The sequence below is a fragment of the Pseudomonas sp. H1_D05 genome, from assembly GCF_054682705.1.
The window spans coordinates 4,237,846-4,263,937 of sequence record NZ_CP162825.1 but is presented as its reverse complement, the minus strand read 5'-3'; the positions used below and the strand labels follow the sequence as shown (position 1 = coordinate 4,263,937).

The 26,092-nt window shown below is 61.2% G+C and carries 24 protein-coding genes; 7 read left to right on the top strand and 17 right to left on the bottom strand.

What is annotated here, in order from left to right; translation table 11 throughout:
• The first annotated feature begins 56 nt into the window (after positions 1-56).
• Entirely contained in the window at positions 57-404 is a 348-nt protein-coding gene (locus AB4O11_RS19240; RefSeq protein WP_460090402.1) for a hypothetical protein, read from the top strand.
• Positions 405-552: 148 nt separating this feature from the next.
• Here the strand turns inward: AB4O11_RS19240 and AB4O11_RS19235 are convergent, their stop codons facing one another.
• From AB4O11_RS19235 to AB4O11_RS19215, 5 genes are all read right to left on the bottom strand, one after another.
• Entirely contained in the window at positions 553-1,983 is a 1,431-nt protein-coding gene (locus tag AB4O11_RS19235) for a sigma-54-dependent transcriptional regulator (RefSeq protein ID WP_099758598.1), read from the bottom strand.
• Positions 1,952-3,445: a sensor histidine kinase gene (locus AB4O11_RS19230; RefSeq protein ID WP_099758597.1), complete on the bottom strand. Its 1,494-nt coding sequence runs from the start codon at positions 3,443-3,445 to the stop codon at positions 1,952-1,954. Before AB4O11_RS19230 ends, AB4O11_RS19235 begins: the two co-directional genes overlap by 32 nt.
• Before the next feature lie 94 nt (positions 3,446-3,539).
• Positions 3,540-4,643, bottom strand: a complete 1,104-nt coding sequence (locus AB4O11_RS19225) for an SCO family protein (protein ID WP_460127898.1) — start codon at positions 4,641-4,643, stop codon at positions 3,540-3,542.
• Positions 4,640-7,447 (bottom strand): multicopper oxidase domain-containing protein, encoded by a 2,808-nt coding sequence (locus AB4O11_RS19220; protein ID WP_460127896.1) that lies wholly within the window; start codon positions 7,445-7,447, stop codon positions 4,640-4,642. The genes AB4O11_RS19225 and AB4O11_RS19220 overlap by 4 nt, the downstream gene beginning before the upstream one ends.
• Positions 7,448-7,790: 343 nt before the next feature.
• Positions 7,791-9,239 (bottom strand): sensor histidine kinase, encoded by a 1,449-nt coding sequence (locus AB4O11_RS19215; RefSeq protein ID WP_427119513.1) that lies wholly within the window; start codon positions 9,237-9,239, stop codon positions 7,791-7,793.
• Positions 9,240-9,660: 421 nt separating this feature from the next.
• Here AB4O11_RS19215 and AB4O11_RS19210 point away from each other — a divergent pair, with 421 nt between their 5' ends.
• From AB4O11_RS19210 to AB4O11_RS19185, 6 genes are all read left to right on the top strand, one after another.
• A complete protein-coding gene (locus AB4O11_RS19210) occupies positions 9,661-11,007 on the top strand; it encodes a hypothetical protein (RefSeq protein ID WP_093439210.1) in 1,347 nt (448 codons plus the stop codon).
• A 35-nt stretch (positions 11,008-11,042) separates the two neighbouring features.
• A complete protein-coding gene (locus AB4O11_RS19205; protein ID WP_460127895.1) occupies positions 11,043-13,277 on the top strand; it encodes an Ig-like domain-containing protein in 2,235 nt (744 codons plus the stop codon).
• 72 nt (positions 13,278-13,349) lie between these two features.
• A complete protein-coding gene (locus AB4O11_RS19200) occupies positions 13,350-13,814 on the top strand; it encodes a curlin (protein ID WP_008077339.1) in 465 nt (154 codons plus the stop codon).
• A gap of 27 nt (positions 13,815-13,841) precedes the next feature.
• Complete coding sequence (locus tag AB4O11_RS19195; protein WP_099758591.1) at positions 13,842-15,293, top strand: curlin; 1,452 nt, start codon at positions 13,842-13,844, stop codon at positions 15,291-15,293.
• Positions 15,294-15,603: 310 nt separating this feature from the next.
• Positions 15,604-15,810, top strand: coding sequence for a type II toxin-antitoxin system RelB family antitoxin (relB, locus tag AB4O11_RS19190; RefSeq protein WP_083368637.1), 207 nt, complete (start codon positions 15,604-15,606; stop codon positions 15,808-15,810).
• Positions 15,800-16,069, top strand: a complete 270-nt coding sequence (locus AB4O11_RS19185; protein ID WP_150650815.1) for a type II toxin-antitoxin system RelE/ParE family toxin — start codon at positions 15,800-15,802, stop codon at positions 16,067-16,069. The genes relB and AB4O11_RS19185 overlap by 11 nt, the downstream gene beginning before the upstream one ends.
• A gap of 947 nt (positions 16,070-17,016) precedes the next feature.
• On the opposite strand, the gene AB4O11_RS19180 is transcribed toward AB4O11_RS19185, so the two are convergent.
• The 12 genes from AB4O11_RS19180 to AB4O11_RS19125 are packed head-to-tail and all read right to left on the bottom strand — an operon-like array spanning position 17,017 to position 26,034.
• Positions 17,017-17,877 carry a CsgG/HfaB family protein gene (locus tag AB4O11_RS19180; RefSeq protein WP_320337163.1) on the bottom strand — a complete coding sequence of 287 codons (861 nt, stop codon included), beginning with the start codon at positions 17,875-17,877 and terminating at the stop codon, positions 17,017-17,019.
• 29 nt (positions 17,878-17,906) lie between these two features.
• On the bottom strand, positions 17,907-18,338 hold the full coding sequence (locus tag AB4O11_RS19175; protein ID WP_093439234.1) for a curli assembly protein CsgF: 432 nt from the start codon (positions 18,336-18,338) through the stop codon (positions 17,907-17,909).
• Positions 18,335-18,727 carry a curli production assembly/transport protein CsgE gene (gene csgE / locus AB4O11_RS19170; protein ID WP_093439237.1) on the bottom strand — a complete coding sequence of 131 codons (393 nt, stop codon included), beginning with the start codon at positions 18,725-18,727 and terminating at the stop codon, positions 18,335-18,337. Before csgE ends, AB4O11_RS19175 begins: the two co-directional genes overlap by 4 nt.
• The gene (locus AB4O11_RS19165) at positions 18,724-19,275 is read right to left on the bottom strand and encodes a type II secretion system protein (protein ID WP_093439240.1); all 552 of its coding nucleotides are present in this window, start codon (positions 19,273-19,275) and stop codon (positions 18,724-18,726) included. Before AB4O11_RS19165 ends, csgE begins: the two co-directional genes overlap by 4 nt.
• A complete protein-coding gene (locus AB4O11_RS19160) occupies positions 19,250-19,624 on the bottom strand; it encodes a type II secretion system protein (protein ID WP_007919395.1) in 375 nt (124 codons plus the stop codon). Before AB4O11_RS19160 ends, AB4O11_RS19165 begins: the two co-directional genes overlap by 26 nt.
• Positions 19,625-19,629: 5 nt before the next feature.
• On the bottom strand, positions 19,630-20,103 hold the full coding sequence (locus AB4O11_RS19155) for a type II secretion system protein (RefSeq protein WP_099758586.1): 474 nt from the start codon (positions 20,101-20,103) through the stop codon (positions 19,630-19,632).
• 2 nt (positions 20,104-20,105) lie between these two features.
• Complete coding sequence (locus AB4O11_RS19150) at positions 20,106-21,953, bottom strand: secretin N-terminal domain-containing protein (RefSeq protein ID WP_093439246.1); 1,848 nt, start codon at positions 21,951-21,953, stop codon at positions 20,106-20,108.
• Positions 21,950-22,462 carry a hypothetical protein gene (locus AB4O11_RS19145; RefSeq protein WP_099758584.1) on the bottom strand — a complete coding sequence of 171 codons (513 nt, stop codon included), beginning with the start codon at positions 22,460-22,462 and terminating at the stop codon, positions 21,950-21,952. Before AB4O11_RS19145 ends, AB4O11_RS19150 begins: the two co-directional genes overlap by 4 nt.
• Positions 22,462-23,010, bottom strand: coding sequence for a GspMb/PilO family protein (locus AB4O11_RS19140; RefSeq protein ID WP_186624642.1), 549 nt, complete (start codon positions 23,008-23,010; stop codon positions 22,462-22,464). The genes AB4O11_RS19145 and AB4O11_RS19140 overlap by 1 nt, the downstream gene beginning before the upstream one ends.
• The gene (locus tag AB4O11_RS19135; protein WP_460127889.1) at positions 22,997-23,542 is read right to left on the bottom strand and encodes a PilN domain-containing protein; all 546 of its coding nucleotides are present in this window, start codon (positions 23,540-23,542) and stop codon (positions 22,997-22,999) included. Before AB4O11_RS19135 ends, AB4O11_RS19140 begins: the two co-directional genes overlap by 14 nt.
• 1 nt (position 23,543) lies before the next feature.
• Positions 23,544-24,347, bottom strand: a complete 804-nt coding sequence (locus AB4O11_RS19130) for a hypothetical protein (RefSeq protein ID WP_460127887.1) — start codon at positions 24,345-24,347, stop codon at positions 23,544-23,546.
• Positions 24,328-26,034, bottom strand: coding sequence for a GspE/PulE family protein (locus AB4O11_RS19125; RefSeq protein WP_460127885.1), 1,707 nt, complete (start codon positions 26,032-26,034; stop codon positions 24,328-24,330). The genes AB4O11_RS19130 and AB4O11_RS19125 overlap by 20 nt, the downstream gene beginning before the upstream one ends.
• Positions 26,035-26,092 lie beyond the last annotated feature (58 nt).

Genomic DNA, 26,092 nt, shown 5'->3' with positions numbered 1-26,092 from the left:
ATGTCGGGCAGCTATAGTTAATAGCCTTGGGGAAAACCGCACTCGCAGGTGCCGCCATGCATATGCTCGATCGGCTGTTGTTGACCGGCTGTCTGCTCGCTGCCACTCAGGCGCAAGCGCTGGACAGCAATTTCAATTATTACGGGCCCAACCAGCCCTTCGCCCACCCTGCCCCGTATTCACTGAGTTCCACACCGCTTAAGCCTTACGACGATACGGCGCCGCAGGATTTTGTAGTGATCCCGGGTGACCATGAGTTCTACGATTCACAACTGCCGACTGTGGCGGACGCGACGGTGCGGGTGTTTATCCGCACGTACGATGCCGAGCGCGGGATTTATGTGAATGACGAGGTGCTGGATCCGGGTTGTTTGCTGGAGTGTTTGAGTCGGCAGCAGCATTGATCCTGACTACCAAGTATTAACCAGACACCACAAACCCTGTGGGAGCGAGCCTGCTCGCGAAAGCGGTGGATCAGTCACTTTAATGTTGGCTGACACACCGCATTCGCGAGCAAGCTCGCTCCTACAGGGGAAATGCGGTGTGCCTGGGTTACCACTGCCGTTTATCCGGGCGGGCGAGGCCGAGTTTTTCGATGCGGTAGCGCAGCATGTCGCGGCTCAGGCCCAGCAGGCGCGCGGATTTGGTGACGTTCCAGTCGGTCTTGTCGAGCATTTTGCGCACCATGTCGCGCTCGACTTCCGGCAGGTTCATCGACTCGGTGTTGCTCGCCGGCCGTGGTTCGTAGTGCATCGGTGCTTCATGAATATGCAGCGGCGGCTCGTCGACCAGGCTCATGCACACGTTGAGCTGATGCGCAGCGATGGTGTCGCTCGGCGCCAGCAACACGGTCTGCTCGAGCATGTTGCGCAGCTCGCGCACGTTGCCCGGCCAGGTGTAACTGAGCAGCAGCTCTTCGGCCTGCTGACTGAAATGCAGATTCGGTTTGCCATAGCGTTTGCCGTGGCTGGCGAGAAAGTGCCGCGCCAGCAACAGAATATCGTCGCCCCGGGCATACAGGCGTGGCACTTTGATCGAAATGATCCGCAGGCGGAAAAACAGATCGCGGCGGAATTTGCCCTGCTGCACCATCTGTTCAAGATTGCAGTTGGTCGCACTGATCACCCGCAGATTGACCTTGCGCTCCTTCACCGAACCGACCCGGCGAATGGTGCGGTCCTCCAGCAACTTCAAAATCTTCGCCTGCAAGAGCAGATCCATCTCGCCAATCTCATCCAGAAACAGCGTGCCACCATCCGCGGCTTCCACCAGACCAACGCGACGATCCTTGGCGTCGGTGAACGCACCTTTCTCATGGCCGAACAGCTCCGACTCGACCAGATTCGATGGAATCGACGCGCAGTTGAATTCAATGAACGGCCCTTTGCTACGCGGACCGTCGAAGTGCAACGCGCGGGCCACCAACTCTTTGCCGGTGCCGGTCTCGCCTTCCACCAAAACCGGCGGTAGATCGGTGTTGGCCATGCGTCGCTCGGCGTCGAGCAACTGGCCGATGGTATTTTTCAGGTACTGCATCGGCGCCGAATCACCAATCAGCGCCTGCACCCCGGATTTCTGCGCCTCGCGCTCCTGATAGAACGACAGCGTGCGCTCCATTCGTTCGGTGGCCAGAGCCTTGTCGAGCAGCAGTTTCAGCTCCGGTAAAGCCACCGGTTTGGTGACGTAATGAAAGGCGCCCTCCTTCATCGCCACCACCGCATCTTCGACGTTGCCGTAACCGGTCATCATGATCACTTTGAGATCCGGCGCGCTGATGCGCAGCTTCTGGATCAGGTCGTGACCGCTCATGCCCGGCAGCGAGTTGTCGGTCAGCACAATGTCGGGCATGAAGGTTTCCAGTTGCGCCAACGCGTCTTCGGCCGAATGGCAGACGGTCACCTCGAAGTCCTTGCGCTCCAGGTAGGTCTGAATATTCTCGGCCAGCAGTTCGTCATCCTCGACCAGCAGAATGCTGTGTTCCATATTCCCCTCCCGATGCCACTTTGAAGTTGAGACTGACGCGGGTTCCCTCCTGCTCGCGGCTGGTCAGCACGACCGAACCTTCAAAACGCTCCATGATTCTTTTGACCAACGCCAGACCAACCCCGAGGCCGCCCTGTTTGGTGGTGAAAAACGGTTTGAACACCAACAGTTGCTGCTGCGCGCTCATGCCCTTGCCGGTGTCGCTCACGGTCAGGCGCACGCGGTCGGGCTGCGGCGATTCGAATTCGACGCTGAGCACACCGCCCTTGGGCATCGCTTCCAGGGCGTTGGCAAACAGGCTATTGAGGATTTGCGTGAGCAGCACCTTCTGGCTGACGACCGGCGCGCAATTCTGCGCAGTGAAGCGCACTTCGACGTTGCAGCGTTTGATCAATGCTTCGAAGGCGCCAACGGTGTCTTCGACCGCCATCACCAGGTCCACCGCCTCGCCGTCGTCGTTCATCGGCCGCAGCGACACCAGCAACTCGCGCACCCAGCGCGACATGCGATCGACCTGGCTGATGATGTCGCCGATGTTGCGCTGCGCACCGGGGCTGGCGATTTCCTGGGCCAGTTCGGCGCTGGAGCGAATGGTCGCCAGCGGATTACGCAGACTGTGCGCCACCGCCGAAGACATCTCGCCGAGGGCGACAAAGGTCTCATTGCTGATCAACTGTTGCTGCTGGCTCTGCAGCAGTTTCGCCGCGCGGCGGACGATCCAGAACAACGCGAGAAAGATCGCCGCACCACCGAAACAGGTCGCCGCCCAGATCGAGGCGAATCCACGGTCGATGCGGTCGACCAGATCCGCCGGTTCCTTGTAGATCTCGACCATGGCGACGACTTTGCTTTTGTCGGCGTTGAACATCGGGATGTAGTTCTCGATGAACAAATACTTCGGCTCGCGCAGTAACTGCTGCTCGGGTTTCTCATCGTCGATCTTGTGATAACTGGAAGACACCGCGACTTTCATCTCGAACGATTCGTCGAGTTCGTCGTCATCCTCGAACTTGACCCCGATCAGTTCCGGATTGGTCGACCAGATCACCGTACGATCCAGCGCGTACACCGTGGCCAGGAGAACGTCGGGCAGGTGTTGGACATGGTCGAGGAACTCGGCGCGGGCGGCTGCATGGGCAACGGGATCGACATCGGGAAAGTTGTCGTCCTGGCGCGGGTCGAGCATTTCGCCCATGGTGCGCGCCGGGGTGATACCGGCGTGGCGTATTTCCGCTGCGCCGATGGCCTGAACGAATTGCGCCGTCAGCAACGCATCGCGCTCAACGCTTTCAGTGACGATGAAGCGCGTGGAGATATAGCCAAGGCCCACCGCCACGGCGGCAATGATGAAAAAACTCGCGAGCGAGAACCAGCGCAGCAGATTGAACTGTTCGCGCCAGCTCTTGCCCATTGCCGCCGGGGTGTCCGGCGCAGGTGTTTGTTGTGCTTCCAGTCGCTGCATGGGAGTGCCCTGGAGGTTTTGTATCGAGCCAGTTACTGCCATCAGTGTAGGTGGCTCTGACCGCGACACACGGTTCAATGATGCTATTTCGCCGCTACCGCATCTGACTCACCGTCGCGGCTGGATCGCCCGGTTTTACTGGCGTCAAAGCACCGTCGGCCACGGCCGTGGTGGATGGTTGCTGGCGCTCGGTTTCGTCACTGAGAAAATCGATGATCGACTGTGTTGATTGCTCGTCAAGGCGCAGGTTGGGCATCGGGATTCGCTCGAATTGTTCGTAGAGTTGCAAGGCAATCGGGTCTTTTTCCGCGAGCAGGCGATCCGGCTCGCGGATCCAGCGGTTCAGCCACTTCGGATCACGGTGACGGGTCACGCCGATCAGGTCAGGGCCGATGCTGCGCATGCCAAGGCCCTGGCCATCCATTGGGCCGAGGCTGTGGCAGGAGGCGCAGCGGGTGCGGAACAGTTCTTCGCCATTGCTCGGCGGACGAATGTCCGGGGCATTGGCGTAGCTTTCTTCGATGCTCGGCTGCTTCCAGTTCTGCAAGGTGTTGGCCAGTTGATCGGCGAGGATCCACGGGTTTTCGAACGGCGAAGCTTTCATCCAGCGCCCGGTGGTCTGGTTACCGACGATCAGGCTGAGGTTGTGGTCCTTGTTGCGGCCGTTGTCGACGCCTTCGATAAACAGCCCGAGTTTTTTGCGCAGGTCGGTGACGTCTTCGAACTCGCCGGTGAGAAACCTCCAGCCGGGGCCAACTTTAAAGCGCTGCGAATAGGCCTTGAGCACTTCGGGCGTATCACTGAGCGGATCGATGCTGATCGAGTAGAAAAAGATGTCCTGGCCGACCCGATCACCGAGCAGTTTTTGCACCTGGCGCAGGCGCGCGGTTTCCAAGGGGCAGGAATCGCTGCACGAAGTGAAGATGAAGTTGATCACCACCACTTTGTCTTTGATCAGGTCATCGAAGAAATGCACCTGCTGACCGTCCTGATCGGTCAGCAAGGTGTTGGGGAAATAGTCGCCACCCCACGGGGTGGCGGATTCACTGGCCGCAGGTGGTTCGCCGACGCTGGCCTGATGCGCCAGCAGCACACGGCTGGCGAGCACACAGACCACCAGCATCAACACCAGGTGCATGCCCAGCGCCCGGGAGCGCGGGGTATGCACGGGTTGGCTGTCACCGTGGCGACGGTTCATGGCTTGATCACCACTTGTGGGCCCATACCGTCGCCGCTGCGGAAGGTAGGCAGCGCGGCCGAGTTGACGTAGCGCACACCGTCCCAGCTTGGCAGTGGGGTTGGCATCAGTTGCAGCTGACCGGGTTTCTCCAGGTCCCAACGCAGCAGCATCGAGTTGTCCTCATGCTGAGTGTTGTGGCAGTGCTCCATGTAGGTCCCGGCGAACTCGCGGAAGTTGATCGCCATCTCGACGTTGTCCAGACCATCCGCTTCAGAACCAATCCGATAGACATCTTTGCGCGCCCATTTTTCCCATTCCGGCGGTGCCTTGCCGCCGCGACTGAGAATAATGCCCTCCTCGAAGTGCACGTGCACCGGATGGCTCCAGCCCGTGCCGCCAGCCTTGATCTTCCACACCTCCAGCGTACCGAACCCGGTGACACCGGCATCGGTCGGGCCACTGGACAATTGGGTCGAGGCATTGAGTCGGCGTGGGTCCATGTGGAAGCCGAACCCGCCGTCAGTCTTGACCGTCCACGGCGCTTCATCGGTGCCGTCGGAACGGCCGAAGGTGAAGGTGCGGTGGCGAGCCTTGGCCAGCACGGCTTTGTCGGCGGCGTTGTCGCGATGGAGTTTCAGCGGGATCATCACCAGCCCTTCAGCCTTGCCCGGTTTCGCCGGTTCGTAGGCTGCCGGGTTCATCGCCAGATCCTGACCGGTGTAAGCCTTGACGTTGAGCTGCAAGACCTTGCCCACCGCCGGATCGCCTCTGTCCCATTGCGGGCCTTTGCTGGTCTGCTTGATCACTGCCAGGTATTTTTCCGACAGGATGTCGCCCAACGGAATGACCTCTTTGGGTCCCTTGCCGTCGTCGTGGGCCTGCAGGTTGACGAAAAACAGCTTGTCCCCCGGCTTGATGCCGTTTTTCGAGAAGTTGACGATGATATCGAAGCGCTCGGCGATGCCCTGGGTCGGCAGGATCGCGTTGTGGTTCTGTTTATCGCCATCGGCGTCGAGGTCCATCGAGCCGTCGAACGGCACGCTGTGCTCCATGATGTTGCCGTCGTTGGCGATCATGTGGAACGGCACGCGGCTGTAGGTCACGCCGGAGTTTTTCGGCCCTTGGAACTCGCCGCCGCTGCCTTTGATTTCCCGCACCAACGCCAGTTTGAAGTAGCGCGACACCGAGCCATTGAGGATGCGGAAGCGATAACTGCGCGCACGCACGTCGAGGGCCGGTTTCCACTGCCAGTTGACCAGCACCTGATCACCGAGGAAGCCGTCGGTGTTGAACGGGTTGAACCACAACTGGCCTTCCTGATCCCACGCCTTGTCGGCGAACACCAGATTGACATCGTAGTCACGGTTACCCCATGGCAAGGCGCTGCCACTGGGGAATCGCAGGTTGACGCCGTCGTTCACCGACTCGTTGCCGCGATCCAGCGCGCTGTAGTAGTTCATCATCGCCGCGTTGCCCTTGTAGACGTTCTGCGCGGTGAAATCGAGCATGTGGTCATGGAACCAGTGGGTGCTCATGGTCTCGCGCCAGTCGCCCCGGATCTTGATGGTGCCGTTGTCACAGGTCTTTTTCGCCGGTGCGAGGTCGTTGACCCACAGGGTTTCACCCGGTGCGCACGGGAACGCCGCGCGCGGGTCTTCAGCCTTGGTGTTGATGCTGTCGTAACCGGCAAGCTGGATCGGCCAGCGATAGTCATAGAACTGCCCCGGAAAGAAGAACGCGTTGGCATAACCGTCGCTTTCTGCCGGCGCGTGACCGTTGTGCTCGTGGGTGCTGATGGTGTGCAGACCGAAACCACGGTTGGCCGACGGATCGATCGGCAAGCCGTTGTAGTGACGCATCATCACCGGTTGGCCGTAACGCACCATCAACAGTTTCGGCGGCAGCGTGCCGTCGAAGGTCCACACTGCGTTGTGGTTCTGCACCGGCATGGCCGGGTGGAAACGCGGGTCGACGCCTTTCGCAGTACCGTCAGTCAGCGGTACACCCGCGACGTTGTGGTACAGGCCACCGGGGCCGAATTCGCCCACCGCGTAATGGTGCATTTGCACGCTGTCACGCAGGCCACCATTGAGGCGCGCGCCGGTCTGCGCGGTTTTATAGGCGACCTGTGGGTAGAACTCGTTCCAGCGCTGGTGTGCCCAGCCTTTTCCTGGTGGCCGGCCTTCAGCGGACGAGCCGATGTGGCGATTGAGGAACACTTCGATCTGCGCCTGCCACGGGTTGCGGTCGACCACGTTAGAGAACTGGCTGGGAAACGGCGTCAGCCCCGGTTGGCGCAAAAACGCATCAAGGGCGGTGCCGGGTGGCGCGCTGCGGGCGACGTTGTTCGGGTCCTGAGCCGGTGCCGGGCCGATCGCAGCGGGCGGAAACGGCAATGGCGCGGCCGGGGTGGTCGGGTCGAGTTTTTCCGGGCCGAACTCTTCGAACAGGGTCAACTGCTGGGTGAACGGCTGCGCGCCATAGAGCGGGCTCGGCTTGCCGTTGGTGGGGTAGTTGAAACTGGTCTGCACGGCCGGCGGCAGGACGTTCTCCGTGCGTGTCGAGGCACGGGTGCCTTTGACGCCGTCGGGCAAATCGAAGGAGTCTTCGTTGGCCTCGGGCATGGTCAGGATGGCGTTGAGCGCCGTCGGTTCGTCTGCCGGCTCGTCGTAGTACGCCGACGGGTCGGAGGTTTCTGGCTGTCGTTCGTCATCGATCGGACTGGCGCGAACGCCGGCCACGGTGCCGAGGGTCAACATCAGAAAGACACTCAGAGGCGTCAGCAGAAAGGTATTGCTTGGGTTGCGCGTTGTTCTGTCCATCACCAGCCGCCTCATCAAGGAAGGGGTGATGGTGTTTTGCAACTAGTGCGCCAAGAAATTATTTCCAGTTGTAACAGGGACTTGGAAGGTCTGCGGGTTTCCCCACTCCCCGGTGACCGGGGCTTGACACCCAGTGATGGGGGAAGTTCATAAATTTTTGGCCCGTGAAATTCTGCAGCGGTGGAAGTGTTGATCGTTCCCACGCTCTGCGTGGGAATGCCTCAAGGGACGCTCCGCGTTCCATGGGACGCAGAGCGTCCCCGGCTGCATTCCCACGCAGAGCGAGGGAACGATCAGTCGATAGATCGCAGTCTTCGGCAGTCCGCGAAATGGAATAGGCCCGTCATTGGACTAATTGGAATGCCAATCGAACCGAGGTGCCCTCACCTTCGCGGCTGTCGAGGGTCACGCCGCCGCCGAAGCGCTCCATGATGCGTTTGACCAGCACCAGACCGACCCCGAGGCCGCCAGACTTGGTGGTAAAAAACGGCCGGAACGCCATGGTCCGTTGTTCTTCGTTCATGCCTTTACCCGTGTCACTGAGCACCACGCACACGCCACGGTCATCACTCGGTTCGAGGCTGACAGTCAATGTGCCGCCCTTGTCCATCGCCTCCAGCGCGTTGGCCAGCAGGCTGTTGAGGATCTGCGTCAGTTGTACCGGTTGGCTGAGCACCATCGGCGTGTGTTGCGGATGAAACACCACCTGCACGCCGGCCTTGGCGATCTGCTGTTCAAAAGCGACAAGGCTTTCGTGCAGCGCCGCTACCAGGTTCACCGGTTCCGGGTCATCGTTGAGCGGACGCAGGGACTGCAGCAACTCGCGCACCCATTTCGACATGCGGTCGACCTGGCCGATGATGTCCTTGATGTTCTTTTCTGCCGGGCCGGCATCGAACTCCAGCGCCAGTTCTGCACTGGAACGGATCGTCGCCAACGGGTTGCGCAGGCTATGCGCAACAGCGGAGGACATCTCGCCGAGGGCAACAAAGGTTTCATTGGCGATCAGTTGTTTTTGCTGGGCCGCGAGCAGAATCGCCGCGCGCCGGACGATCCAGTACAGGCCCAGGTAAATCAGCCCGCCGCCGAGCGCAGTGGCTAGCCAGATCAGGGCCAGCCCGCGCTCCATGCGCGTGATCAAATCCTTGGGTTCCTTGTAGATCTCGACCATCGCCGTAACGTTCTTGCCCTCGGCGTCGAACAGCGGAATGTAGTTCTCGATAAAGATGTAATCCGGCGGGATGACGAACTTCTGCTCTTCCCGGGCCTTGTCGACGTCGTGGTAACTGGCCGACACCGGAATCTTTTCGTTAAAGGAGCGATCAAGGTCTTCGTCGGCATGGATGCTGGTGCCGATGAGCGCTGGATTGGTCGACCAGATCACCTGGCGGTCCGGCGCGTAAATGTTGGCGAGAATCACGTCCGGCAGGTGTTCGATGTGGTCGAGAAATTCACCGCGCGCACCTGCCCGGGCCTGCGGGTCGACATCGGGAAAATCCTTGTCCTGACGTGGATCGAGCAACTCGCCCATCGTGCGGATGTTGGGAATCGACACGTGGCGCACTTCGGCGGACGCGATGGCCTGAATGAACTGCGCGGTGAGCAAGGCATCGCGCTGCACGCTTTCTTCGATCACGAAACGCGTTGAAACCGCGCCCAGTGCGATGGCCACGGTGCCGATCACGGCCATGCTGATCAGCGAAAACCAGCGCAGCAGGTTGAACGGTTGCTTGCGCGAACCCAAGCGTAGCGTGCCCTCCTCAACCGGAAGCGATTTCGACTGCATGTTCATGGCGGCGACTTCCCGATACGTCCTATAGGGTTATAGCCCACGGGTGGGGGTTTGCCCGGATGCGGGGATATCGACCCGGTTGAGTTGATCCCACAGACACCGCTAATCCCTTGTAGGAGTGAGCCTGCTCGCGATCGCGGTGGGCCTGTCGACATTTTCATCACAGACATACCGCTATCGCGAGCAGGCTCACTCCTACAAGGATCTGTGTTCGGCAGGCCATGATGGTCATCCCCACCGCCCCCGATTCTGGGGAATGACGCCCTTTCCCCGCGGGCCAAAAACCCCAACTTCACACCTGCAAATCCCTCTAATCCGGCCATCTCCCGCCCATCCACCACACCTTGGCATGGAAGGTGTACAGGCCCTGTGCAACTGACCCATCCCCAAGGGGCAGGTACTTCGATAGAGGGATTAACTCATGCACCCTTTACTGTCCAAAACCGCGACTGTCCTGGTCGTGAGCGCGTTGGCCCAGGGCATAGCCCAGGCCGCTTTGTTTGCTGTTGACCCGGGTCCGTACACGGTGGCCACTGGCGGTTTCGCCAGTTGGTATCAGGACACCCACGGTCGCACCCTGGATCTGTGCCTGTCCAAAGCACTCAGCTCACGCGTGCCGAGCACACCCGGCGCGCCTTCGTACATGTGCTCGCTGCTGCCGGCCCCCGGCATATTCGATGACGCTCAACCGCTGGCCTTCCCCAGCAACTTCCCCGACGAGGCGTTCTGGTTCACCGCTGACGGCACGATTGTCGACGCCGCGCGCGGCATCAACCTCTCCTACGGTTCGGCGATCGAAGCCGCGTTCAGTGGCGGTGACCCGGCGGAAGGCGATCAGATCAGCTTCGCGCGGATCCGCATCCGGGTCGATATTCCTACGGCCGGCACCTACGTCATCACCCACCCGTATGGCGTCGAAGTGTTCAACATCGACACGCCCGGCCGCCGCGCGATCAACATGACCCGCGACATCGGCATCGGCACACCGAAAACCTACGACGGCGCGCTCAAGGGTGACGTCGGACCGTTCCTGCGCAGTCTCAACGGGCCCTACACCGAAACCAACCCGGTGACTGGCTCGGCAGAACAGTTTGTCGGTGATCCGAACCTTGAAGAAGCCGTGACCGGCAGCCCGTTCAACACCAACTTCATCCGCATCGAAGGCCCCAATGGTCTGGATCTGCGGACGACGACATTTGCCGTCTCCGGCAAGTTGTCGACGGTAGTTCGACCCACACCAATGATTACCCAGCGCAGCACTTACTCACGCAAGGCGGGGACCAGCGCACCGGTCGCCCAGCAAGACGTGTTCGTCCTCGCACCACCAGCGCCCGGCACCGTCGCCGTGACCAGTTTCACCCCGGTGCTGAACATGACCGAAGCCAACTCCACCGGTGCCTGGTATGCGCAATCGTCGGCCAACCCGACCGTCCCGAGCGTCCTGCAAGTGACCGCCGACAACCACCTGGCCATCGCCAGCAGCACGCCGACCACCCTGCCCATGACCCTGACCGACCTGGTAGTGATCCAGAGCGCGCAATACAGCCTGAGCTCCGGACAACTCACCGTGGTGGCCTCGACCAGTGACGAAACCTCGCCACCCGTACTCACCGCCACCTCCGGCAGCGGCGCCGCCATCGGTGCACTGAGCGGCGACGGCGCGCTGAAAAGTCTGGCCACCGGGATCTCGCCGATACCGCCAGCCAAGGTGCGCGTGACGTCGTCCAACGGCGGCAGCGACACCGAAGAAGTGGTCATCGTGCAATGAACGCTCACATGCCCAGATCCGCATCAGGAGGCATCATGAACAAGTGGCCACGCTTTGCGCTCAACGCGCTCGGGCTCGCTCTCTCGCTGACCGGCAGTGCCTATGCGCAACTCGCCGCCGTCGACCCCGGCCCCTACACTTTTGCCACCGGGAAATTCCCGATGTGGTACCAGGACAACAATCTGCTGTCGATGGAGCTCTGCCAGTCGCGCGCCGCCAGCTCGCGAGTAGCGGTCAGCACGCCACCGGCCTACATGTGCACTCTGCTGCCGGAACCGGGCATCTTCGATGACAGCCTGCCGATGGTGTTCCCCGACAACTGGCCGCCGGAAGCCTTCTGGTTTCTCGCCGAAACCACTATTCCCAACAACGGCGCGGGCTATGGCATGGACGCTTATGTCGCGGGGATAGAAGCAGCGTTTTCCTCCGGTAATCCGGTGGACGGCGATCAAATAGCTTTCGCGCGAATTCGCATCCGGGTGAACGTTCCCGTAGCCGGCACATACACCATCACCCACCCGTATGGCGTCGAAACGTTCAACGTCACCACCCCCGGGCGCCGTGCGATCAACATCACCAAGGACATCGGCATCGGCGCGCCGGGCAACTTCAGCGGCGCATTGACCGGTGCCATTGGCCCGTTCCTGCGCAGCGTCAACGGCCCTTACACCGAAGTGAATCCTGACAGCGGCGGTGTCGAAACTTTCGTCGGTGATCCGAACCTCACCGAGGCCGTGACCGGCAGCCCATTCGACACCAACTTCGTACGCATTGTCGGGCCATCCGCTGCGGGTACGATTCAAACCAGCCTGTTTACCGTCGCCGGCAAAGTGCTCGACAACCGTCAGCAAACCGCTGTCGAACTCGACCGCGCCACCTATCGCCGCACCTCGGCCGGTGTGCGTGCCGAAGTGTTCGCCAAGGCTGACAGCAGCTCGACCCTGTGCTTCCGCGAAACCGTGGCGCTGCTGCCCGGCCCTCCGCCAACGCCTTGCCAGACCAGCCTGACCGGTGACAATACCGGTTTGTTCTTCGGTCAGCGCCTGGGCAACGGCACCCTGCCGTCAGTCATCGTCGTGACCGCGACCAACCCGGCCGGGACCACACGCCCGACATCGGTGTCGAGCAAGCTCACCGACGTGGTGAAAGTGCAGACTGCGCGCTACAACTGGTCCAACAAAACCTTGTTGATCGAAGCGACATCGACCGATGAAGTAGCGATCCCGGACATGGTTGCCCAAGGCTACGGACGTCTATCGAAGTCCGGCACCCTGCAGCGCATCACCGTCGCCGACCTGACTCAGCCACCGGCCACCGTGACGGTGAAATCCGCCGCTGGTGGCAGTGACACTGAAGCAGTCGTCGTAGTCGGCACCGCACCGGACACCGGCGAAAACCAGGCACCGATCGCTAACGCCGACACCGGCAGCACCAGTTTCGGCGTGCCGATCACCCTCAGCCTGTTGACCAACGACAGCGATCCCGACGGCAACAACCCACTGGGCATCACCGCGCTGACCCAACCGGCGGCCGGCCAAGGCACCGTCGCCCTCAGCGGCACCGCCGCCGTGGTCTACACGCCGCCAGCCGTGGTCAACACGCCACTGACCACGACCTTCACCTACAAAGCGCAGGACGCCAAAGGTCTGGCCTCGGCCAACCCGGCCACCGTGACGATCACCGTCGCGCCAAACCGGGCACCGACCGCCGTCGCCGACAGCGTCGCCACGTTGGGCGTTGCGATCCCGATCAACGTACTGGCCAACGACACCGATCCGGAAGGCAACGTACCGCTGGGCGTCGCCAGCCTGACCCAACCGGCCGCCGGCCGTGGCACGGTCAGCACTGACGGCACGGTAATCACCTACACCCCACCGGCCACCGTCACCACGGCGTTCACCACGACCTTCACCTACATCGCCCGGGACAGCTTCGGCGCCCTGTCGACGCCGGCCACGGTCACGGTGCAAGTGTCGCCACGGCCAGCAGCGGAAACCTTCACCGTTACCGCTTCCACAGTGCAGGCACGCTCGGGCGGGCGCTTCAACTGGGACTTCACCGGCACCTCGTCAGTGACCACCGGCAACACCATCACCGTGCAGGTCACCACCCCGACCGGGCTGGTCACCCTCGGCACCACCACCGTACCGGTCACCGGACGCTGGCGGCTGACGCTGAACAACACGACGGTAGTGCCATCGGCCAACCCGACCGCGACGATCCGCTCGTCCCAGGGCACCGTGCGCACGGTCTCGGTGACCACGCTGTAAACCAGACCCCCAGCCACTCGCGGGTGGCTGGGGCCGACTTCGAACCGGTTAACGCCTGACAGGATGTGAGCCATGAACACGCCGACCGCCGCCCTGCTTTGCCTGCTCCTGCTGTGCAGCACTGCGGGCGTGCGCGCCGACGACCTGATGGACAACGACGACCTGGCCCCGACCAGCAGCGACCTCGGCGAACTGCCCCCTCCGGTGGGTCAGCAAGCCCTGATCGACCAGCTCGGCCAGGCCAACGTCGCCCTGCTGCAACAGAACGGTCAGTCGCTGCTCGGGCAGATCGTGCAGTCGGGCAGCAATCAGGAGGCGTACATCCTGCAACAGGGCAGCGACCTGATGGCGCTGATCAACCAGAACGGTTCCGGCAACGCCGCCTCGATCACTCAGAACGGCAGCCACAACCGCGCGCAGATTTCGCAAAACGGCAACAACAACGACGCCAGCATCGAGCAGGCCGGCGCGGGGCTGCAAAGCGCCGTGACCCAGTCGGGCAACGGCATGAGCGTTTCGGTCAAGCAATATCGCTAAGCACTGCAAATCATCGGAGAGATCATCATGTTCAAACTGACGCCCCTCACCGCCGCCCTCCTGGTCATGATCAGTGCCCAGGCGATGGCCGACGACAGCCTGTCCAACCAAAGCCAGGTCGGTACCGCCAACATCGCCGACGTGAAACAGACCCAGGCACCGTTCAGCACCGCCACCCAGACCCAACTGGGCCAGGGCAACGACGCCGCCGCCGTGCAAGACCACGCCAGCAGCGTGATCACCCAGGACGCGGTCGGCGACTACAACGCCGGTTACGCCGAACAACTTTACGAAGACAACGCCACCATCACCCAGCAACAAGTCGGCGCCTTCAACACCGCCCACGCCAGCCAGTCGTTGGGCTTCGGCTCACCGAACAGCGCGCTGCAACAGCAGCAAGGCACGGGCAACTTCTCGTTCATCTATCAGGATTCGCAGAACGGCAGCGAAGGCAAAACCTTCCAGTTCGGCGACAGCAACGAAGCCAACATCGAACAACTCTATGAAGGCAGCGGCAACAGTTCAGTGATCACCCAATACGGCACCGCCAACTACGGCACCGCCGAACAGGTCACTCATAACGGCGGCCAGATCGGCATCAACCAGGCCGGCGAAAGCAACTACGCCTACGGCGACCAGCGCAACGGCACCGGCGGCAACATCACCATCAACCAGTTCGGCAACCTCAACGGCAGCGAAATCTGGCAGGACGCGCAACTCGCCAGTCAGGCCACCGTCAACCAATACGGCGACAGCAACGAAACCGTGGTCGACCAAAGCTTCGGCGAAAACAACAGCGCCGCCGTCACCCAGGTCGGCAACACCAACGCGATCTACGCCGACCAGTTCGAATCGGTCAACTCGACACTGGCGCTGTATCAAGTCGGCAACGGCAACGTCCACTACACCTACCAGAGCGGCGACGGCCACACGCTCAGCGCCACCTCCGTGGGCAACGACAACAAGGTCTACGCCAGCAACTGGAAAGGCCCGCAATCGGGTGGACAGTTCGGCAGCAACCAGCGTGCGACCGTCACCCAAGCGGGCAATGGCAACATCGCCAGCTTCACTCAGGATGGCGTCGGCCATGTGATGACCACGCACCAGACCGGGACTGGCAACAAGACCACGGTCAGTCAGGCGGAGTCGTATAACGAGCTGTATTTTGATCAGAACGGCAGCGACAACATTTTGATCTCGGATCAGCGCGGCACGGGTAACCTGGTGCAGGGTTCTTCGAATGGCACCGGCAACAGTGCTGAGTTTGATCAGTCCGGGTCTGGCAACCAGGCGTATACCGCGCAGTTGTATGGCAGTGACAACATGATCACGGTGAAACAGGCGGACACGATGAACGTGGCGTACGTGACCCAGGGCGGCACGGGGAACATTGCCAATGTCGATCAGAGTGGGGTTACGCAGACGGCGAATATTCAGCAGTTTGGGTCGGCTAACCAGGCGACGGTGTTGCAGCAGTAGGGGTTGGGTGTTGATGGGCCGCGATTCTCTGGTGAGGGGGGTCGCGGTTTTTTTGTGTCCGTAGGACCGATCAACGACACGCGTTGTTTAAAGCCCAGACGCGCCACGTCCTACAGAAAAATGAATGGTTTATGGAAAAGCTGCACGTTTTCCTACCACGTCTAGCGGTTGGCCGTCGGAAGCGGGGCGTCTAGGATTCTTTGGGACAAATTGATCCTCATGGAGCTTGACCAACGTGCTATTCATCCAGCCAGCGACGACAGCAAATGCTTTACCGAATAGACTTCGAGGCATTAAACCCGGAGGTGCCATGATCGACCCGTCTTTAATCGACCCACTGTGCCCAGTTGTTTCAGATCTTGACCCCGAAGAGCAGGCCGCGAGCTATGACCGTTGGTTAATCGCCAAAGTGCAGGCTTCGATGAGTGATACAAGACCGAGCATTCCAAATGATCAGGTTATGGCCGAGATGCGTGCCCTGATGGAAGCAAAGCGTAAAAAATACGATGCAGGTTGAGTGGCAGCCCGAAGCTCGGGCTGAACTCCTGAAAATACTTGATTACATCAGTGACAGGAACTTAGTAGCGGCTGACAGACTTTCCCAAGCTATCGAAGGCGCTACGGTTACCCTTGCTCAACATCCACACCTCTATCGAATGGGTCGAGCGCCCGGTACTCGCGAGATGGTCGTGCACCCCAATTACCTGATCATTTATCAAGTGGTGGGTCGGATAAATATTTTGAGCGTTTTGCATGCGCGTCAGGAATATCCATAACGCAGATCAAACGTAATTATTTGCTAACGAAAAAAGACGCGACCTTTTCCAGGGTCGCGTTTTTGTTTTCTATTTTTCCTGAGCTATGGGGAACTCTTTGATGTTGATTCCGAGCGAATCGAAGAGTCAGCCCAGTCCCGCACTGTTTGATCATCGATGACGCGATCAGCATCCACATCGGCCAACGCTTCCAAGGTCGGACGGAGCTTTTCCACTTCCTTATCGTTTTGGATCTTCGGGGAATTAGCCATCCTTCAGCTCGACGTGATCGAGGGCTTGATTCACCGCCAGTTCGCCCAGCATGACGATTTCCACCTATCGGGGTGTCCAGGGAAATTAGACCACTGCAGAAATTAGACCACTGCACGCAGCCCTCACCCTAGCCCTCTCCCAGAGGGAGAGGGGACTGACCGAGTGGTTTGGCAGAGGTACGCCGACGTGCGATACCGCGTTGAACTCAGGTTTTGAAAAGCCCAAAAATCGACGCCCTCTCCCTCGGGAGAGGGCTGGGGTGAGGGGTAGCCACAACACAAATCAACAGCCGAACACCGCTTGGCCCTTAACCACTCAATAGGCCGAGTGTCAGCTCGCCTGCTTTTGATCTTGATCCACAGGCGACGTCGGAAGGCTGAGTGGAGGGTTTCATCCGGGAGTGGGAGCGCAGCGACCGTTTGGCGCAGCCAAACACAGCGAGAGGAGGTGCAGCGAAGCAAACCGTAGGCGCTGCGCCCGGATGGAGCCCGGAGCGAAGGGACCCCGAGCCCCAGCGAGCGGGCCGTACGTAGGAGCAAGCGTTTTTTTGCTTACTTTTTTTAGGCGTTTGTAAAAAAAGTGAGTCGCCGTAAGGGCGAAACCCTAGGTGGCCGTTACCGCAGCAACGGATATGCACCCAGTCAACCAGAACTCACTGCCCAACCAGAACCTGGTCGGCCCGAAGGCCGCCACGTTCACTCCGCCTCCGGATCAACCTTGTTCTGGCTCAAATACCGATTCAAAACATCATCCTGCCCAGGCGTAGAAGCGTCCCCCGCCACCTGCCACAAATGCCGCTCAATCCCCTGCGCCACCATATGCCCCACCGCCGCCTCAATCGCCGACAACACACACAACTGCGCCGGCTCATTCGTCGTATACCCGACCTCAGCCTCAAGCAACTTCTTGAACTCGATAAACTTGAAAATCCCCGCGCTACGCGCCACCGAATAAATCGTCTTGCTGGTCATCACATTCGCCAACACCTGCCCGCTGCGAACATCCACCGCCCGCAAATTCACGGTCACCTGATCCACCCGATACTCACGCTGCAGATCAATCCCCAGATACCGCGCCCCTTCCCCACCGCTACGCACGTTAGTGTCATAAGCGATGATCCCACCCTCGAGCATCATGTTCGCCGCCTGCAACGGTGGTAGCTCACCCTGAATATTCACCGGCGTATTCGGCTTCTTCTGCGACGCGCGAATAATCTTGCGCTCGGTCAACAGGTTCTGCAGCCCTTCCCGCTCCAGCACCACAAACCAGCCACTGGCCTGCATCGCGTCCATCAACATCGACGCCGCACCCTGAGTCACGCTGGTGGAAAACGAACTCGCCGGCGTCGGCTTGTACTGCCCGGTCTGGTCACGGAACCCGTACACCACCGCCATCAATCGCCCCTTGGGCCGCGGCATCTTCAGCAAGTCGTAATAAGTCGAAGCCCTTGGAGTCAGGGTCGGGGTTTCGGTGTCCTGCTCGGCCGACATCGGCTCACGCAGACTGCACCCTTGTAATGTCGCCAACAGCAGCCCTAGCGCGATTAATTTTTTCATGTCCATCACTCCCCGGAACCGTCAGCCCGTCATGGGTTGAGGCCGTTCACCTGAATTTCCGAAACCTCACCGGTCGCTCGATCGGTCACTTCAATGCTCAGTGCCCCGGAGTCGTCGATGACGTTGACGATAAAAGAGTCGGTGGACAGGCTCCCCGTGTTGCCGGTGGAGATGTTGTCCAGCAACTGCCCTAGCAGCCGCGATTGCAATTGACTGGTGAAGCGCTCCAGCGCCGAGGTGCCGGCCACGGTCGAACGGCTCTTGAGATCAGGGTCGTCGTAATCGTTTTGCGCCTGCGCGTTGTTGAGCAGCCAGGTGCCGTTGAGCGGGTTGCCGCCGAACGACGGGTTGACCGGCGTGTAGACCAGTTCAGTGGCCTGGACAGCCGCAACGCTGGCGAGCCCGATCAACAACCCCGAGATCCAGAATCCGCTGCGCCGTGAGAACGTTGTGCTGTTCATAATTCGTCCTTCTCAAGGTCGGTGGTGTCCTGCAACAGAGCCTCCAGCTTGCGCTGGACAACCTGGCGTCGAACCCAGTCGGCGGCCGCGTAGGCCTCGTCCTTCAGTTCCACGGTGTTCGGCGGCAGGAAGCGCCGATAAACCAGGCGTTGCTGATATTCCACGGTCACCAGGCTGCCCCAGCGCGCGTCGGGGCGCTCGCGCACCACCAGGTTGAAATCCATCGGGCTGGTGTCGCGCAGGCGTTCACTGAACGAGTAGTAAAAGTCGTGGCCGATGTGCGAGATCGTGTCGTCGACGATGAAGCCCATCATTTCGTCTTCTTCACCGGCGTGGGCGCAGCACGCCACAGCGGTGAGGATCAGCGCGCACCACCATTGGCGAGTCATGGCTGCAACGCCTGCGGCAAATTTGACTGGCCTTTGGCCGGGCCCCCGCTACTAGTGCCAGTGCCCTCAAGAAAGGCTTTTTCAGCCACGAACTGCCAGTCCGAATAACGCTGCATGCCTTCGAAATCCGACCACTGCGACGGGAAGCCCGCCTGCTTCAACGGCAGCTCGGTCGACGGGCTGTTGAGGCCGGTGATGCGTCCATCGAAACCGCGTTGTACTGCCCATTCACCCTGACCGATCGGGTCTGGATAAAGCTGACGCAAATGATGTTTCGCTTCTGGAAAACGTTGATCGTCGAGCAGATCGACCAACTCTTTCGGGTACTGCGCCAGCCCCGGCGAACTGCGGTAGTAGCTGCGCAGCGCCTGCGCGTACTGAGTGCCGACCCAGAGCAACTGGCGTTCACGGTCGCGGCGCGAAGCGGTCGACCACAACTCGCCGGCACTGGCCAGGCCCATGCCCATCACCACAATCAGAAACAGCACGCCCAGGTAAGTGAAACCACCCTGCTGCGCACGGTTACCACTCGGAATACTGGCTGCCATCACGCGCCCTCCCGGTAGCACCGCTTTTGATGTCGGCCACACCACCGGCGACGCCGTCCGGTGGCGCGATCAGCACCCACTGGTCTTTGCGTTCGGTGATCGGATCGAGTGGTGCGTTGCGCAGGTAACGTTGTTCGATCAGTTGCTCGATGGAATCCGGATACCGCCCGGTGTCGCCGTAAAAGTGATCCAGCGCCTCGCGCATCGCCGACAGGCTCTGGCGCAAGGTGGTTTCCTTCGACGCTTCGAGGCTGTTGAAGTAGCGCGGCAGCGCTATGGTCATCAGCGTGGCGATGATCGCCATCACCACCATCAGCTCCAGCAAGGTAAAACCTTTTTCCCGGCGCATGAGGTTCACCACTCGCGATAGGCGATGCCGTTGAGGCCCTTGCCCCGGGCGTGGGAGTAGACGTCAAAGACGTCCTCGCCATCGCGCGGGTTCTGAGCCGAACTGTCGTAGGCGCGCACGCCCCAACCCCCTTCGTCATCCCGTTTCGCCGGCACCAGCGGATCGCGCGGGATGCGGCGTAAAAAGTAGAACTTGGCACCCTTCGCGCTGCGCACATCGCGCACGCCTTCGACCAGTACTTTCAGGTTCGGCGGGTAGCCGCTGCTGTTCAGCGACTTCTCGATGTACCCGGCATCGAAGGCGCGTTTGTAGGCGTCGATGCCGTCGCGAATCTGGTACAGCGCGTTGCGCAATTCCTGCTCCTTGCCACGCCGCACCAGGGTCTCGGTCAGCGGCGCGGCCATGCTCGCCAACAGGCCGATCAAGGCCAGCGTCACCACGACTTCGATCAGGGTGAAACCGCGTTGGGAGGCGTTCATGATCAAGGCTTCTCGACAGTGACGCGGGTGGTCGCCACGGCCGATTCACCGACGGCACGTGGCTGCGCGGCAGGCGACGGCATCACGTAACTCTGCGAACGATCCGGTGCCTGAATGTGCATGCTGGTTTCGGTGCCGGTGGAGAACTCCATGTCCGACGGGCTCTGGTACGGCAGGTTGCGCACGATCCGTGGGGTGATCGACAGCACCAGTTCGGATTTGCCGATGGTGTCTTTGTTGCTGCCGAACAAGCGGCCGAGTCCGGGAATGTCACCGAGGCCGGGAATCTTGTTGCCGGTGGCGCCGTGGTCGTTGCGCACCAGCCCGGCGAGGATCTGGGTTTCGCCGTCGTGCAGACGCAGCGAGGTCTGCGCGTTGCGGGTATCGACCTGCACCGGGATCGTGCCTTGGCGGGTCGGCTCCAGCGGCGTGGCATTACTCACTTCCAGGGCGATCTTGATCGCCACTTCGTTGTTCAGGTGTACGGTGGGGGTCACTTCGAGCTTCAGACCGACATCCAGATAGGTCACGCTTTCGGTGATCACCGGCCCCTGTGTCGACGGCACCGAGGTGGCGCTGATGATCGGCACACGCTGGCCGATGTGGATGCGCGCCTGCTCACGGTTGCTGACACGAATCACCGGGCTGGCGAGGGTGTTGATGTCGTTGTCCTGCGCGTTGATCTTGGCTTGCGGCGACGGGCCGATGGAGATGCGGTCGGAGTTGATGCCTTTGAGTTGCCCGAGCAGCGTGACCGGCGAACCATCGGAGTTGACCACGCCGAAGGTGCTCGGCCATTGCAGGCCAAGGTCGAGAATGCGCTGGGTGGCGACTTCCATCACCTCCACTTCGAGCACCACTTCCGGGTTGGACTGGTCTTGCGATTGCAGAAGTTTCTCGGCCATGCGCACGGCATCTTCGGTGTCGCGCATGGTCAGGGTATTGAGGCGTTCGTCGACAAACACGTCGCGGGTCTTGAGCATGGTTTTGACCATGTTCAGCGCGGTGTTGGCGTCGATGCTGGTCAGGTAGAAGGTGCGCATCACCAGTTCCTGGTAATCCTTCACTTTCTGCGGCGAATCGGGGTAGATCAGCAAGGTGTTTTCGTTCACCACTTTCTGGTGCAACTGGTTCTGTTGCAGCAGCAAGGTCACGGCGTCTTCGATGCGCACGTCACGCACGAATATTGTCGCTTTCATGTCCGGGCGCAGGTCTTTGTCGAAGATGAAATTCAGCCCGGCGACCTGCGACAGCACTTCGAAAATGGTCTTCAGGTTGGCGTCACGAAATTCCAGGGTCACCGGGCGATCGAGCTTGGTGCGCAGTTGCGGATAAGCAATCACGTTGCGGCTCTGCACCAGGCGAATGTTGCCTTGCAGCTCCAACGCACCTTCATTGGCCGGGTCGAGTTCGAGGATCTGTTTGACCTGACGATCAGCGCCGTAGATGTCGCCGCGACGCAGATCGCCACGGGCCAGCTCGAGTTTTTCATCCATGCTGCGCAGGTACTCCATCTGCTTCAGGGCATCCTGGGCGCGGCGGTTGTTCGGCTCGATGGTCAGCACGCGCATGTAAGCGGTGCGCGCCGAGGTGAAATCGCGACGCGCGCGGTCGGTGTCGCCGGCCGTCAGCAACGCCGTGATCGCCTTGGCCCGGCCGGTGTTAAGCAGCAGGTGCAATTCGGTGTCGCGAGGGTTTTCACGCAGGCCTTCTTCGATCCGCGCCAGCCCCGCCTCGTACTGACCCTGTTCAATCAGGTCGGCGGCTTCCTTGTTGGCCACCTGCGCAGTGCTGCACGCGGCCAGCCCGGCACACAGGCCCAGGCTCATCAGCAAACGGGAACGGTTCATTGCGTACTCCCCACAGACAAGGTCTGCGACAAATGCAAAGGCAGGTAAACCAGGCTCAATTCCAGATCGGAAATGCCGGTGATCTTCCAGGTGTCGTCGATCACATCCCCGTTGCGCACGACGTAGATCTTTTCGCCGTTCTGCAAAAACACTTGCAGGTCGCTGCGGTCATGCAGCCGACCGACGAACTGAAACGGCACCGGTGGCAGGCTCGGGGCTTGCACCACTGTGGCCGGGTTGATCGCTTGTTCGGTGACCGTGGCCAGGGTCGGCGCGGCCTTCCAGGATTTCGCCGCGAACAGATCGCCGGCCGGGCTCAGGTCCCTGATCGGCGCGTCTTTGGCCTTGGCGGTGCTGGCCGGCAGCGCGCCCCGGGTTTTCCCCGGCGTGGCGACGGCGACTTCGTTGGAATCGGCGTCTTCGCTCGGCGAGAAATACGCCGGCAACCACGCCAGCGCCGCCGCTACGCCGAAGAACGCCAGCCACCCTGTCACGCGCTTGGTATTCATCACGACCTCGACAGGTAAAGGGTCATACGGATCCGGCCATTGAGGTCGGTGTCGCCAATCTTCTTGCGTTGCAATTCGAGGTCTTCCACCACCACTGCCGGCAACTGACCGAGCAAGGCGTGCACGAAGCGGCGCAGTTGCGGGTAGCTGCCGCGCACTGGCAAGAGGATCTGATAGCGCGCCAGATGGGTTTTCGGGTCGACACCGAGGGCGTACTCACCGCGCGCCAGGGTGATGTGCTCCTGGGCTGCGAGGGCGTAGATGCGGTCGATGGCGACCGTGGCTTGCGGCTGCGCCGGCAGTTTGTTGCGGAAGTCGTCGAGCTGACGCTGCGGCACCACCGGCGGCGCGATGCTGCCGTCTTCAACCTTGGCCAGGTACGCGCTGGCTTCCTGAGTCTGCTGGCTCAAGTGCTGCAACGATTGCCAGCCCGGCAGCAAGCCACCGAGTGCCCAAGCCACGGCGACCAGCATCAGCGCCAACCCGGCCAGGCCCGGAATGCCGAGGCCTTGCAGGTATTCGTGGACGATCAGTCTAGGGATTCGCATCGCCCATCTCCCAGGTCGCCGACAGGTTGAATTGCACCGGTTGTTCCGGCGATTTGACGACAATTTCGTGGCTCAGCAGCGACACGTCGGACAGCTCGTCGCTGGCTTCCAGTCGTTTGTGGAAATCGAGCATCGCTTGCAGATCCCGCGCTTCAGCGCTGATGCGGACCTGGCCTTTGCGCGCATCCGGGGTCAGGCTCAGCAGCGCGACGTCATCGCGCGGCATCGCTTCGAGCATGGCGAACAGGCGTTCCCACGGCCGGCGCAGTTGTTGCGAGACCTTGCGCATCTCGGCGAGGTTCTGCGCTTGCTCGCGGATTTGCGCCGGGCTCAGGGTGGACTTGGCGCCGCTGTCACCGGTGAGCTGACGCTGCGTGGTTTGCAGATGACCTTGTTGCTGTTCGGTGTGCGCGTCGAGGTGCTGTTGAACGCCGAAGCACAGCAGCGCCAGCAGCACGCCGCCGCCGAGCAGGCTCCAGCCCAACGGGCCGGAACGTGGCCGTGGCTGAAAATCGAGGTTGAGGGTGCGCATGTCAGGCCACCGCCCGGGACATGACGTACAAGCCGTCACGCACGGTCATCGCGTCGTCTTCAAGGGTGCGCAGTTGCACCCCCGCCACGTCCGGATGCGCATCGAGCCGCGCCGGCGCATGCAGATATACATTGAAGGCGCGTTCGCTGGTCGAGGCTTGCAACTGCCGTTCGCGACCGATCAGTGCATTCAACGCGGCATCGCTGTCGCTGCCGCCCACCGAACGCACGCCAGCCCAGCGCCCTTCCCTTGCGAGCAACAACACGCTGCGCTGCGGCTCGGCGACGACGAAGAGGAAGTCGCCGGCATCGAGACTTTTGTCGAAGCGGTTGAACGCCGCCATCAGGTACGGCTGCACCGAGCGCAGACGCAAGCCGCGAGCGCTGACCAGCGTGCGCAGGCGTTCGAGCAGGTCTTGCGGCAAGGCGCTGGCGATGCGGTCGTAACCGGCAGGTTCGGCGGACAACACCAGACTCCACGGCTGGGTTGGTGCACCGAACAGGTCTTCGAAACACAGTTGGGCAAAGCCGCGCAGTTCCTCAGGGCTGCTGATCTGCGCGCTCCATGGCACCAGGCAGAAGCGGCTGAAATGCCCGGAGATGACCACGCTCAATTCGGCACCGGCGCGGGCGTGTTCACCGAGCAGGCGATCGAGGGTGTCCAGCGCCACCGCGTAGCTCTGGAAGCCTTCGTCGATGTAGCCGACGCTGCCCAGCCACAGGGTGTCGCTACCGCGCCGCTGACCGAGGCCAACACCGCTGGCGCCGACCACGGCGACAAAACGCTCACGAGATAAATGTGACACGATTGATCTCCTCCAGCGTGGTGCGACCTTGTTCCACCAACTCCAGCGCCGATTCGCGCAGCAGGCGCAAACCACGGGCACAGGCCAGGGCTTTGATTTGGGTGATCGGTTGGCGCTCGACGATCATCTGGCGCAGTTCGTCGTCGAGGTGCAGCAGCTCGGCAATCGCCGTGCGCCCGCGATAACCGCTGCCCCGGCAGTGTCCGCAGCCCTTGCCGTGGACGAAGTGGTAGTGGTCGACTTTCTGCGGATCGAGGCCCGAGGCGCGCAGTTCTTCATCGCTCGGATTGACCGGCGCGCTGCAACTGGCGCACACCAGCCGGATCAGGCGCTGGGCGAGAATCGCGTTGAGCGCCGAGACCAGGCTGTAGGGGTCGATTTCCATTTGGGTGAAGCGGCCAATCACGTCGAAGACGTTGTTGGCGTGGATGGTGGTGAACACCAGGTGGCCGGTGAGCGCCGACTGAACGGCGATCTGCGCGGTGTCGGGGTCGCGGATCTCACCGACCATGATTTTGTCCGGGTCGTGGCGCAGGATCGAGCGCAGGCCACGGGCGAAGGTCAGGCCTTTTTTCTCGTTGACCGGGATTTGCAGCACCCCCGGCAATTGATATTCAACCGGGTCTTCGATGGTAATGATCTTGTCCACGCCGTGGTTGATCTCGGTGATCATCGCGTACAGCGTGGTGGTTTTGCCGCTGCCGGTCGGGCCAGTCACCAGCACCATGCCGTAGGGCTCGGCGGCGAGGCGGCGCAACTGGCGCAGTGTTTCGTCTTCAAAGCCCAACGCCTGCAATTGCACGCCGCAGACCTTGTCGGCCAGATCCTGTTTGTCGAGCACCCGCAGCACCGCGTCTTCGCCGAAGATGCTCGGCATGATCGACACGCGAAAGTCGATCTGGCGGCCACTGATGCCGATCTTGAAGCGACCGTCTTGCGGCACGCGTTTTTCGCCGATGTCCAGTTCGGCCATGACCTTGACCCGCGAAATCACCTGCTCGGCGAATTCGTTGCCCTGGACTTTGCTGATGTTGTTGAGCACGCCGTCGATGCGGTACTTGATCACCAGGCCATGGCCGGTGGTGCCGAGATGGATGTCGCTGGCGTGCATTTTCAGCGCGTCATAAAGGGTCGAGTTGACCAGTTTCACCACGCTGCTGGCGTCTTCGCTGATGCTGGTCAGCGACAGGCTTTGCAGGGTGTCGATTTCGTGGTGAGTGTCGCCCTGAGCGTTCAGCGATTCGACGGCATGAAAGCTTTCTTCGTGGCGGGCCAGATAGGCCTTGAGGTCATCGGCGTGCACCAGATACAGCGGCGCGCCGTGCAGGCAATCGTCGATCCAGGCCAGCCGCGCCGGGTCGAAGGGGTCGGCAAATACGCCGATGACTTCGTCGTTGTGGCGCAGCAGGATGAATTCACGTTTCAGGCATTGCGCGAGGGTGACCCGGTCGAACACCGGCGTCGCGGCAAACAGGCTGTCGGTGTCGAGCACCGGGTAATGCAGGGTGGCGCCAAGGGTGTGAATGAACGGCATCGGCGCCAGTTCGCAGAGCACGCCGAGGGCTTCTAGGACGCGTTCGCCGGAGGTGGCGGCCCGCGCCCGGGCTTGGGCAAGCTGTTCACTGGAAAAACGCTCTGGGGCGCTTTCGGCCAGCAGCGGTTCGACGACAACGGACAGACGTTCCATGGCTTGCTCTCCAACCGGGGCTCAGAGCCCTGTCGGCGCGGCAAACCTTGGCGGCAAG